We start from the raw sequence: 11,295 nt of genomic DNA, 5'->3' as shown, positions 1-11,295 counted from the left end.
AAATTAAGGATTTCTACATAGTTCGTCTTTGTAGCAACACACAAGTCTCCACATGATATGTCCCTGGAAATAAATCCACGCAGCTTACTCTTTCTACTTTATACCCTCTTCCTGTGAGCATTTCCAAGTCTCTTGCCAGGCTGGTCGGCTTGCATGAGATATAGACCATCGTGTCCACACCAAAATCAATGATTTTTTCCAACGCTTTTGGATGGACTCCATCGCGCGGAGGATCCAGGATGATGAGGTCCGGCACTTCCTGGAGATCGTCGATGACTTTCAGGACATCCCCAGCCCAGAAGCTGCAGTTTTCCAGATTGTTCAGCGTGGCATTTTCACGGGCAGCTTCCACAGCTTCCTCCACGATCTCCACTCCTACCACTTTCTTTGCCACAGGTGCGACGATCTGGGCAATGGTTCCCGTACCGCTGTACAGGTCAAAGATGACTTTGTCTTTCGTCTCTCCGATATAGTCGCGCGCAGTTTGATACAGCACCTCAGCTCCAAGGGAGTTTGTCTGGAAGAAGGAAAATGGCGTGATCTTGAATTTTAATCCCAGCAGTTCTTCATAGAAGAAATCCTGTCCGAATAAGATTTCTGTCCCTTCATCTTTTACGACGTCCGCCAGGCTGTCATTCTTCGTGTGGAGGATGCCTGCGAATGTTCCGTCCAGTTCCAGGGCAAGAAGCGCGTCTTTCCATCCTTCCAGAAGTGCGTCTTCTCCTGTGTAAGTGGTCGTCGTTATGAGATCCACGAGGATTTCCTGCGTCTTTACTGCTTTTCTCACAAGCAGGTGGCGGAGATATCCTTCGTGGCGCATGCGATGATAGAATGGGACAGACTGGGCGGCAAAGTAATTCCGGGTGCACTCCAGTATTTTTCTGTAATCTTCATCCACGATCCGGCAGTCGGAGACGGTCACAATATCATGGAAGCTTCCTCTCTTGTGCATACCGAGGGAGAGAGGTCCGTCTTTATATTCATCTCCGAAGGAGAATTCCATCTTGTTTCGATAACATTCCTTTACAGGACTTTCTTTGATTCCATCAAAGATATAGTTTGAGATTACCCCGTCAAGCAGTTCTTTGACCTGGGCTTCTTTCAGCTTTAGTTGTTCTTCATATGGAAGATTCTGATAGGTGCAGCCGCCGCAGGCGCCAAAGTGCGGACATGGAGGCTGGATTTCCATTTCTGACGGCTCCACTACTTCCAGTATTCGCCCTTCTGCTTTTCCTTTTCTTACTTTATTGACGGAAACTTTTACTGTTTGGCCCGGGATGGCATTTTTTACAATGATTTCTTTCTCCTCTCCATCCACTTTTACGATTCCCTTGTTGGGAAATTTTACGCAGCTTACGCGTCCTTCATATACGCTCCCTTTTTTCATTCTGATTTATCACTCCTGTTTTTCTCTGTTTTTTCTATTTGTTATGGCTTTTTGCGGATTTGTTTCGCAGGACAAAAAATAAGACAGGAAATCTGCTCCTGCCCTATTTCTCTTTCATCATTGTCGAAACGCTTTATTCTACTTCATCGTCTTCGTTGAAAAAGTCATCGTCAAAATCATCATCGAAATCTTCTTCAAAGTCTTCCAGATAGTCCGGTGTAAAGAAAGAATACACAGCGTAAGCAATCGCTGCAACGGCTGCAACAGCTCCTACGATAGCCAGTACCCAGACGATCACTTTTTTAGTCTTATCTTCATCCTTTTTCTGTAATAACTCACTTAATTTGGAAGCTGCCATAATCTCTTCAAACTTTCCGCTCATGCTCCCTCTCCTTTCCGATGTGTTACCATCTAACGCTTACTTTGTTGCAATAATTATACCACTATCATAATCATTTTGCCATCTTTTTATGTGAAATTTGATGTGTTTTCGGCGATTTATTCTTCTATTTTCTGAAGTTTTGCAAATCCTGCAAACATTCGTTTCGTGCCTACCTGATCAAAATCAACCGTCACTTCGTAGTCTCGTCCGCCTTCTGTAATGGAAGTGACAAGCCCTTCTCCGAATTTCATATGGCGCACTCGGTCTCCCACGTCATAGCCCGGACCCTTTTGACCTGCAACTTTAAACTGCTGTACCGGCTTTGTGACTCCTCCAAACGCTTGTGTCCGAAATGCCTCTTTTGCCTTCGCGTAGACGTCATTTTTCGGAATATCCATGTTTTTCTTCTCTTCGAGACGTCCGGTGCCGGTGTTTAAAAGCGTGATCGGGATTTCTTTCAGGAATCGGGACAGATTGTTGTACTGTGTCGTTCCGTGAACCATCCTGCGTCTTGCACTTGTGAGTGTCAAGTCATCCATAGCCCTCGTGATTCCAACGTAGCAAAGTCTGCGCTCTTCCTCCAGCTCCATCGGATTATCGGCTGTGATCGTCATATAGCTAGGGAAAAGCCCATCCTCCATACCTGCCAGAAAGACGTATGGGAACTCCAGTCCCTTTGCGCTGTGAAGTGTCATCAGCACGACATAATCGCTTGTCTCATCCAGGTTGTCGATATCTGCCACGAGAGCAACTTCTTCCAGAAAGCCTCCAAGCGTCGGCTTTTCGTCTGTCTCTTCACAGCTTTCAATATAGGCGGCCATTTTATTTCGCAGTTCGTCCACGTTTTCGATCCGGCTCTCCGCGTCTTCGCCATCGATATCCCGCAAATAGTCTTCATACTCGATCGTATCGATGATCTCATTGAGAAGCTCCAAAAGATCCATCGTTCCTGCCTCTGCCCGGAAGTGTTCGATCAAAGCGGCGAATGATTCCAGCTTCGGGAGGCTTCGCCCGATACCAGGAATCAGATCTGCCGCCAGGAGCGCTTCGTAAAAACTGATTTCTTTTTCAGCCGCATATTCCTGCACCCGGTTGATGGATGTCTGTCCGATCCCTCTTTTGGGCACGTTGATGATACGGCGCACTGCCAAATCATCTCTTCCATTTTCGATAGTCCTCAGATAGGCAAGAAGGTCTTTGATTTCCCGCCTTGCATAAAAATTCACGCCTCCGATGATTTTGTAAGGAATGTTTGCCGTCACGAACCGTTCTTCAAAAAGACGGGATTGTGCATTAGTCCGGTACAAAACAGCAAACTGATTGTATGAAGCGTTCTGGGACTGTGTCTTCCCCTTGATCGTGCTTACAATATAGTCTGCCTCGTCGTACGCTGTGTCAAACTGACGGAACGTGATCTTTTCTCCCGCGTCTTTCTCCGTCCACAGTTTTTTCTCTTTTCGCCCTACGTTGTGGCTGATGACCGCATTTGCCGCATCCAGGATATTTCCGGTAGAACGGTAATTTTGTTCCAGCTTGATGACTTTTGCATCCTGGAATACGTCCTCAAAACTCAGGATATTCTTGATGTTTGCCCCGCGGAATTTGTAGATGGACTGATCGTCGTCACCCACCACACAGAGGTTCCTGTATTTTGAGGAGAGAAGACGGATCAGTTCAAACTGCGCCGTGTTCGTATCCTGATACTCGTCTACCATGATATAGCGAAAACGTTCCTGGTAATAATCCAGCACATCCGGCTGTGTCTGGAAGAGCTGGACTGTGCGCAGAAGAAGATCGTCAAAATCCAGTGCATTGTTTGCCCTGAGCTGCTTTTCATATTCTTCGTACACTTCTGCAATCTTCTTTTTTCCAAAGTCTCCCCCTGCATTCAGGAGATATTCCTTTGGTGTGATCAATTCATCCTTTGCCGCAGAGATAGCTGCCAGGAGACTTCTTTCTTTATAAATTTTTGTGTCCACCTGGAGATATCTGCACACATCTTTCATCAGCGATTTCTGGTCGTCTGCGTCATAAATAGTAAAGCTGGTATCGTATCCCAGACGGTCGATAAATCTCCTGAGAATACGTACACACGCAGAATGGAACGTGCTGACCCATATACTTTCCGAACCAAACCCTACGATTTTGTCCACACGTTCTCTCATTTCCCCTGCTGCTTTGTTCGTAAATGTGATAGCCAGGATATTCCACGGATTGATTCCTTTTTCTTCTATCAGGTAAGCGATCCGGTGTGTCAGGACTCTTGTCTTCCCGGATCCTGCACCTGCGAGGATCAAAAGCGGCCCCTCTGTATGCAAGACCGCCTCTTTTTGTTTCTCATTCAATGAATCGTAAATACTCATTCTATGTACTCCTGTGTCATTTTGATTGTTCCAGTATACCACACGTCTGTTCGGTCTGTAAAGCATGCGAGATCAAACTCCCACACTGCCTTTACAAAAAGCTTTCTACAATTTTCTTGCCATCTAGTATCAAAAACTATATAATGTATATATTGAGATTTACAGGAATGAGGTATGCAATATGACGATTAAGACAGACGACTTGCTGAATAGTATTTTAGAGAGCCTCTCTCGCATTGATTATATCCATTCGGGCGAGATTCCGAATATAGATCTTTATATGGACCAGGTTACCACGTTTATGGAAAAACAGCTCGAATCCACAAAACGGTATCCGCAGGACAAGATCCTCACAAAAACCATGATCAACAATTATGCAAAAAATGATCTTCTCCCGCCGCCGGTCAAGAAGAAGTATTCCAAAGAGCATGTGCTGATCCTGATTTTTATCTATTATTTTAAAAATATTCTTTCCATACGGGACATCGATCTCCTCTTGAAGCCGCTTACGGAAAAGTATTTTGGTAAAGACGCGGATTTTGATCTCTCCTCTGTATATGAGGAAGTCTGCCAGATGGAGAAGAACCGCGTACAGTCTGTACAGGATGATATTACCGCGCTCTGGGCACAGGCATCGGAAAGCTACGCGGATGCACCGGAAGAAGACCGGGAGATGCTTCAGCTTTTTGCTTTTATCTGCTCTCTTAGTTTTGACGTCTACATCAAAAAGCAGATCATCGAGAAAGTCATCGATTCCTTCCCGACATCCAGGCATTAAACAACATGCTTCATAACAAAAGACGCCGGAACAAACCGGCGTCTTTTTACTTACTCTTTATTTTCAAGCCTTTTAAATACCATATCATATCCGTCATTTCCGTAATTTAAAGAACGATTCACACGACTGATGGTGGCTGTCGATGCACCTGTCTTCTCTGCGATTTCAAGATAGGTTTTTTGCTCTCTCAGCATCTTGGCAACCTCAAACCGCTGTGATAAGGAAAGCAGCTCATTGATCGTACAGATATCTTCAAAGAAAATATAGCACTCTTCCTTATCCTTCAGGCTTAAAATGGCTTCAAATAAACTGTCCACAGCATCTGTTTTAATTTTTCTACTCATATCTACCCTCCGTGAATTATTCGGGCAAGTTTTTCTGCCATAACTTATTTTAGCACACTAAATTTATAAAGTCCAGTGTTTTTAAGCTATCCCTGCTTTTTCAGAAGAGACTGAAACTTTTCGTATGATGTGGTAGATATCAGTTTTTCCGGGAAATCCACTTCCTCAAGAATCTTCTTTACATACTTAAAATTCCCGGCATCGTCTTCGACATGGGCATCACTGCCTGTTGTAATATATACCTCTTCTTTTTTACAGATTTCCAGCATTTCTTTTGCATTTGCCCAGGTATTGACACGGAATCCACCTGGCCGGAGGGAAGAATTATTGACTTCCAGGAGAGTGTGTGTTTCTTTGGCGGCACGCACAAGCTTTTCGTAATCTACCGGAATCCTTCCATCATCCGGATGTCCGATAATATGAATATACGGATTTTTCATCGCATTCAGATATGCGTTTGTATTTTCCTCCCGTGTCTTTCCTTCTCCGTAGCAAAGTCCGTGGATGCTGGCAATCACAATATCCATAGTTCTCAGGATTCCCTGCGGAAGATCTACTGTCCCATTCTCATCCATAATATTCAACTCCACTCCCATCATCAATGAGAAATGGCCTCTTTTTCTCGGTATGACTGCATAGTTCTGAAAATAGATCTCTGAACAAGTTCCCGGCATTTTGGGCGCGTGTTCCGTGATGGCCATCCCTTCCAGTCCTCTCTCTATCCCCGCCAGGATCATCTCTTTCATCGTACTGTATGCATGTCCGCTTGCGATTGTGTGTGAATGAGTGTCCACTGCGATCTTCATTTTCTTTTCCTTCTTTCTTTTCTTTGCTTTCTTCTGTTTTGTTAACAGTGTAACACATTTCTTTTTCCAGTACAAACCTCACATATTTTTCCTGATTTCGCAGAAACTGTTAGTGAGGTGATAAAATTGCAGAACAAAGAGAACTCAAAAGACCAGAAGCGAATCATTGACTCCTATGACTACCTCGCCAATTCCGCTTCTGCCAACGACTGTACCGGACTGATTCCATCTGCTCCCCAATCCAGAGCAGAGCTTGAATCCTACGAGGAAGTTTACGCATTTGTACCTCCGGAAGTGCCAAAAAAAGAGACAGAAAAAAAGAGCGGCTGAAAAAGGTGCCGCTCTTTTTGATTGGTCTTGTCTATGGATTTGCAATTTCCTCCACTCCTGTCATGTCCAGAAGGGAAAGGAACAGTTCCCTGGCCTCTGCCTCCGGAATTTCCCAGACATTCTTTTCCGCTGTTTCTTTCACATGCACGACTTTTTTGACTGCCTCCCCGTATGAGAGATTTGCCAGCGTGCCATTCAGTGTTTCATAGAGCATCTGTCCGATCGTTTCTGTAATCTCCTGGTCAGACGGTACTTGCTGATTCTGCATGGCTGCCTGCTCTACCTGTGCTGTATACTCCTGCACCTTCTGATTCAGCGTATCTTTGACTCCGTCAAACACTTTAATAGGCTGGACAGATACTTCCACTGTAAAATTCCCATCCTCATCTTCTTTCGCTTCCCCCACTTCATATTTTGTCTCTTTTAGAAGAGAAGCTACATACTCTTTGTACTTTGTCAGCAATTCTTCGGAAACGCCGAGAGCTTCAAATTCCTGCATCTCCGTATCGATAAAATTATCGTACTGCTTTTTGGCTTCTTCTTTACTGCTTTTTGTAAATTCCTCGTATTTTTCTGTCTCGCCCCTTGTCCCTGCGTCCAAAACAGCTTTCGTATATCCGGAGGCGTCAAACTTTTCCCCACACCCCGCTGCCAAAAGGACTGTGCAGGACAAAAGAAACGCAAGACCTCGTTTTACATATTTTTTCATATCAATTACACCTTTCCTGTATTTCTTTTGCTGTGATTCTATTCTGTCTCTTACTGTTACAAAACAGACTATAACATGGGAAACAGCGATTTGCAAGCCCACTGTCCTGCAAAATGACGGTTCCTGCAAAGTCCGCGCACATCTGTCTCCTTTTGGCATACTGTAATCTTAGAAATAATGAACAGTGGAGGTATTTATGAAAAAGAAAGTTTTCAGCGCACTCACGGCAGCTTTGCTGTCTGTGTCCATCCTGGCCGGATGTTCGCCGGACACAAAAGAAACTTCTAAAAAAACGGATGATAAGAAAAAGGAGACTGTAGCTGTGACTTTGAATGAAGTAGCTCATTCCATTTTCTACGCTCCTATGTATGTTGCCATCGAGGAAGGTTACTTCGAGGAGGAAGGCATCGATCTGAAACTTGTCACAGGGTTTGGAGCCGACAAAACAATGACTGCCGTCCTTTCCAACCAGGCAGATATTGGATTTATGGGATCCGAATCTTCCATCTACACTTACAACGAAGGTGCCAAAGATTATGTCGTCAATTTTGCCCAGCTTACCCAGCGTGCCGGCAATTTCCTCGTTTCCCGGGAACCGATGGAGGATTTCCAGTGGACGGATCTAAAGGGAAAAACCGTTCTTGGCGGACGAAAAGGCGGCATGCCAGAGATGGTTTTTGAATATATCTTAAAACAGAATGGAATTGATCCGGAAAAGGATCTCACGATCAACCGAAATATCGATTTTGGATCCACCGCGGCTGCTTTTTCCGGCGGGCAAGGGGATTTCACTGTAGAATTTGAGCCGGGCGCGACTACGCTGGAGGCTTCCGACAAAGGCTATGTCGTGGCATCCCTTGGAAAAGACAGCGGATATGTTCCGTATACCGCATTTTCCGCCAGAAAAAGCTATATCGAAGAAAACCCGGATGTCATTCAGGGATTTACGGATGCTCTCCAGAAAGGAATGGACTATGTCAACTCTCACACTTCTGAGGAGATTGCCAAAATCATACAGCCTCAGTTTAAAGAAAATGATCTTGAGACGATCACAACTATCGTGTCCCGTTACCATGAACAGGAAACGTGGAAGGAAGATCTCATCTTCAACGAGGAGAGTTTCGAGCTTCTCCAGGATATTCTGGAAGATGCAGGAGAGCTGGAGACAAGAGCTCCATACGACGATCTAGTCACGACAGAATTCGCAAAGAAAGCTGTTAAAAATTAGATTTAATACTTTTTTGATATTTTAAACACACTTTTTTCACATTTAGACGCTATTATTAAATCAGCAAAGTAATTTAGACTTTGCAAATTAACTTTTTCATAACTTTTTCCCTCAGCCAGTACATTTCCCTGTACTGGCTATTAAATTGCAATTCTTTTTACTGTTGATGTTCTTCCAATTTGCGCACCGCGTATCCGACAAATCCTCCGCCTATCAGATTCCCGACTGTCACACAGATGAGTACTTTTGCCACATCCATTGGCAGAGCTCCAAAATTCAGTATGTATACACTCAGATAGTACATGTCCGCAATAATATGTTCAAATCCACAGAATACGAATGCTGTGATAAAAAGCCATACATAGAAAATCTGCGCAAACGAACCATTCTTTTGTTTCACACCGCCGACAAATACCGCAAAGGCTACAAACATGGCGCAAAAAACGCCCAGTATGATAAGACTCGCAGGATCATCGGACAGTTTCGTCTTTCCGATCCCTTCGATTTTTTCCAAAATCCCTTTTTCAAATCTGGTAAAATGGATGAGAACTGCAACCAGTATTGTTCCTATCCCATTTCCCACCCAGGCGATGACCGAATCGCTCAGACGGTAAGATCCGTTATAGACTGTCATCGGCCAGACTCTTGTTAACAACATGTTATGCAGGTTTAATACAAGCAGGATTCCTGTCGAAAAGAACAGGCTTGCAACGATCGTATTTGGGATAGACAGGTAAACCATCGCCCCCATTGCAATAAAAATTCCTGCCATGACGCTGCTGATCCACTTTTCTTTCATTTTCTCCTCCGTATTTTGATATTTTTTTAACAGCTAAATTGTACCTATTCTATCAAAAAAATGCAAACTCTTTTAAAAAAGGGTATCCAGTCCGGACACCCTTTCCATCATTTCTATTCTGTTTCTCTTATCTTCTTTCTGATTGGCAGGATCATGGAAGGAGAAACTGAAAGTTCGTCGATTCCCATCTTCAGGAATGTCTCCGTAAGTTCCAGATCAGCGCCCAATTCGCCGCAGATTCCAATCCATTTTCCTTCTGCGTGTGCACTTTCTGCCGCGATACGGATCATCTCCAACACCGCCGGATGATGCGGATCATAGAATGGATCCAATTTCAGATTCTGACGGTCGATTGCCAGCGTATACTGTGTCAGGTCATTCGTTCCGATGCTGAAGAAATCCACTTCCTTCGCAAGGTCTCTGCTGACCATAACTGCAGCTGGCGTCTCGATCATGATTCCCATCTCTACGTCTTCGCAGAAAGTAATGCCTTCTTCCCGCAGTTCTTTTTTCACTTCTTCCACGATTTCCTTGATCTTCTTTACTTCCCACACGGAAGTGATCATCGGGAACATAATGGCAATCTGTCCAAACGCGGAAGCTCTGTAGAGTGCCCTAAGCTGTGTTTTAAAGATTTCCGGTCTTGTCAGACAGATTCGGATCGCTCTGTATCCGAGAGCCGGGTTTTCTTCTTTTTCCAACTCAAAATAATCTACCTGCTTGTCCGCTCCAATATCCAGTGTACGGATAATGACTTTTTTCCCAGCCATGCTCTCAGCTGCTTTCTTATATACGGAAAACTGCTGTTCTTCTGTCGGGAATGTGTCATTTTCCAAATACAAAAATTCGCTTCGGAAGAGTCCAACCCCGCCTGCATCGTTTTTCAGAACAAGTCCAATATCGGAAATGCTTCCGATGTTTGCATAAAGGTTGATTTTCTGACCGCTTTTCGTCACATTTTCCTTCCCTTTTAACTCATTGAGAAGTTCTTTCTGCTTCCGGTCTTCTTCCTGTTTTTCTTTCATGGCTTTCATTGTCTCTTCATCCGGATCTACATACACACATCCAGAAAAACCATCAATTATCGCCATCTTCCCATCAAAGTTCGGGCTCAGTTCTTCTCCAAGTCCGATAACAGCCGGAATGCTCATCGTACGCGCAAGAATTGCCGTATGGGAATTGGAAGACCCATACATTGTTGCAAATCCAAGCACTTTGCTCTTGTCAAGCTGTACTGTCTCACTCGGTACAAGATCATCTGCTGCGATGATCGCCGGCTCGTCAGTATGAAGACCGCCCTCTCCTTCTCCGGATAAAACAGCTACAAGACGTTCAGACACGTCCTTTACGTCGGCTGCACGCCCTTGCATATAGGCGTCATCCATTGCTGCAAACATCGCGGCAAAATTATCTGCCGTAGTTCCCACCGCATATTCTGCATTGACTTCCTGTGTCGTAATGATATTATGAATCGATTCATTGTAATCCAGATCTTCCAGCATCATCTGATGGATTTCAAAGATCATGGCATTTGCTTCGCCCACATTTGCCAACGCTTTTTCGTGAAGACCTTTCAACTGTTCGATCGCTTCTGCCTTTGCTTCCTCAAAGCGTTTGATCTCTGCCTGTGTATCTTCTACATGGATGCGTTTGATCTGCTGTTCTTTTCTCTTATAAAAAGCGATTTTACCAATAGCTACACCGCCAAATACGCTTTTTCCTTTTAAAGTAATCATATGGCTGCCCTTCATTTCCCTTTTATATTACAAATTTTCACTAAAGAATTTCTGAAGTACTTCTGCTGCCTGATCTTCATCTTCTCCGTCGATCGTCATCTTGATCTCCATATCTTTCTTTACGCCAAGGCCCATCACTCCAAAGATTGTCTTTGCGTTGACTGCCTTTCCGTCTTTTTCAATCTTGATATCACTCTTGAACCCAGCTGCCGTTTTCACAAGCATTCCAGCCGGTCTTGCATGGATTCCTTCCGGATCAGTAATTACGTAAGTAAACTCTTTCATAGTTCTATATCTCCTTTTCTTTCTTAAATTTTATAAAACAATGCTACCACAAAAAAGGGTATTTGGTCAACATTAAGCATTGATAAATCGTTGACTCCTAAAATGAAATTTTAAATTCCACCCCTCTAAGGGACAGTAGAGTTTACTT

At 44.1% G+C, this 11,295-nt stretch carries 12 protein-coding genes; 3 read left to right on the top strand and 9 right to left on the bottom strand.

Annotated features, from left to right (window positions below; translation table 11 throughout):
* Positions 1–13: 13 nt before the first annotated feature.
* From rlmD to pcrA, 3 genes are all read right to left on the bottom strand, one after another.
* Complete coding sequence (gene rlmD, locus ACLROL_RS11735; protein ID WP_221919201.1) at positions 14–1,387, bottom strand: 23S rRNA (uracil(1939)-C(5))-methyltransferase RlmD; 1,374 nt, start codon at positions 1,385–1,387, stop codon at positions 14–16.
* 133 nt (positions 1,388–1,520) lie between these two features.
* A complete protein-coding gene (locus ACLROL_RS11730) occupies positions 1,521–1,769 on the bottom strand; it encodes a DUF4366 domain-containing protein (protein WP_087199299.1) in 249 nt (82 codons plus the stop codon).
* Between the two features lie 116 nt (positions 1,770–1,885).
* Positions 1,886–4,132 carry a DNA helicase PcrA gene (gene pcrA, locus ACLROL_RS11725; RefSeq protein WP_287448449.1) on the bottom strand — a complete coding sequence of 749 codons (2,247 nt, stop codon included), beginning with the start codon at positions 4,130–4,132 and terminating at the stop codon, positions 1,886–1,888.
* 181 nt (positions 4,133–4,313) lie between these two features.
* On the opposite strand from pcrA, the gene ACLROL_RS11720 reads away from it, so the two are divergent.
* Positions 4,314–4,910 carry a DUF1836 domain-containing protein gene (locus tag ACLROL_RS11720; protein WP_221919203.1) on the top strand — a complete coding sequence of 199 codons (597 nt, stop codon included), beginning with the start codon at positions 4,314–4,316 and terminating at the stop codon, positions 4,908–4,910.
* A gap of 50 nt (positions 4,911–4,960) precedes the next feature.
* On the opposite strand, the gene ACLROL_RS11715 is transcribed toward ACLROL_RS11720, so the two are convergent.
* Both ACLROL_RS11715 and ACLROL_RS11710 read right to left on the bottom strand, forming a co-directional pair.
* Positions 4,961–5,254: a YerC/YecD family TrpR-related protein gene (locus tag ACLROL_RS11715; RefSeq protein ID WP_087199293.1), complete on the bottom strand. Its 294-nt coding sequence runs from the start codon at positions 5,252–5,254 to the stop codon at positions 4,961–4,963.
* Between the two features lie 86 nt (positions 5,255–5,340).
* The gene (locus tag ACLROL_RS11710) at positions 5,341–6,060 is read right to left on the bottom strand and encodes a phosphatase (protein WP_087199714.1); all 720 of its coding nucleotides are present in this window, start codon (positions 6,058–6,060) and stop codon (positions 5,341–5,343) included.
* A gap of 126 nt (positions 6,061–6,186) precedes the next feature.
* Here ACLROL_RS11710 and ACLROL_RS11705 point away from each other — a divergent pair, with 126 nt between their 5' ends.
* Positions 6,187–6,390 carry a hypothetical protein gene (locus tag ACLROL_RS11705; RefSeq protein WP_087213453.1) on the top strand — a complete coding sequence of 68 codons (204 nt, stop codon included), beginning with the start codon at positions 6,187–6,189 and terminating at the stop codon, positions 6,388–6,390.
* 31 nt (positions 6,391–6,421) lie between these two features.
* On the opposite strand, the gene ACLROL_RS11700 is transcribed toward ACLROL_RS11705, so the two are convergent.
* Positions 6,422–7,099 (bottom strand): hypothetical protein, encoded by a 678-nt coding sequence (locus ACLROL_RS11700; RefSeq protein WP_413067893.1) that lies wholly within the window; start codon positions 7,097–7,099, stop codon positions 6,422–6,424.
* A gap of 196 nt (positions 7,100–7,295) precedes the next feature.
* Here ACLROL_RS11700 and ACLROL_RS11695 point away from each other — a divergent pair, with 196 nt between their 5' ends.
* Complete coding sequence (locus ACLROL_RS11695) at positions 7,296–8,327, top strand: ABC transporter substrate-binding protein (RefSeq protein ID WP_087199288.1); 1,032 nt, start codon at positions 7,296–7,298, stop codon at positions 8,325–8,327.
* A gap of 157 nt (positions 8,328–8,484) precedes the next feature.
* Here the strand turns inward: ACLROL_RS11695 and ACLROL_RS11690 are convergent, their stop codons facing one another.
* The 3 genes from ACLROL_RS11690 to ACLROL_RS11680 form a co-directional block, all read right to left on the bottom strand.
* Complete coding sequence (locus tag ACLROL_RS11690) at positions 8,485–9,126, bottom strand: formate/nitrite transporter family protein (RefSeq protein ID WP_087199286.1); 642 nt, start codon at positions 9,124–9,126, stop codon at positions 8,485–8,487.
* Between the two features lie 113 nt (positions 9,127–9,239).
* On the bottom strand, positions 9,240–10,862 hold the full coding sequence (gene ptsP, locus ACLROL_RS11685; RefSeq protein WP_413067892.1) for a phosphoenolpyruvate--protein phosphotransferase: 1,623 nt from the start codon (positions 10,860–10,862) through the stop codon (positions 9,240–9,242).
* Positions 10,863–10,889: 27 nt separating this feature from the next.
* Positions 10,890–11,147: an HPr family phosphocarrier protein gene (locus ACLROL_RS11680; RefSeq protein WP_087199283.1), complete on the bottom strand. Its 258-nt coding sequence runs from the start codon at positions 11,145–11,147 to the stop codon at positions 10,890–10,892.
* Positions 11,148–11,295: the final 148 nt, after the last annotated feature.

Origin of the sequence: Sellimonas sp., assembly GCF_047234585.1 — a bacterium.
Taxonomy (GTDB): Bacteria; Bacillota; Clostridia; order Lachnospirales; family Lachnospiraceae; genus Sellimonas; species Sellimonas caecigallum.
The sequence above is the reverse complement of the archived record's forward strand: the minus strand, read 5'-3'. Positions and strand labels throughout refer to the sequence as shown.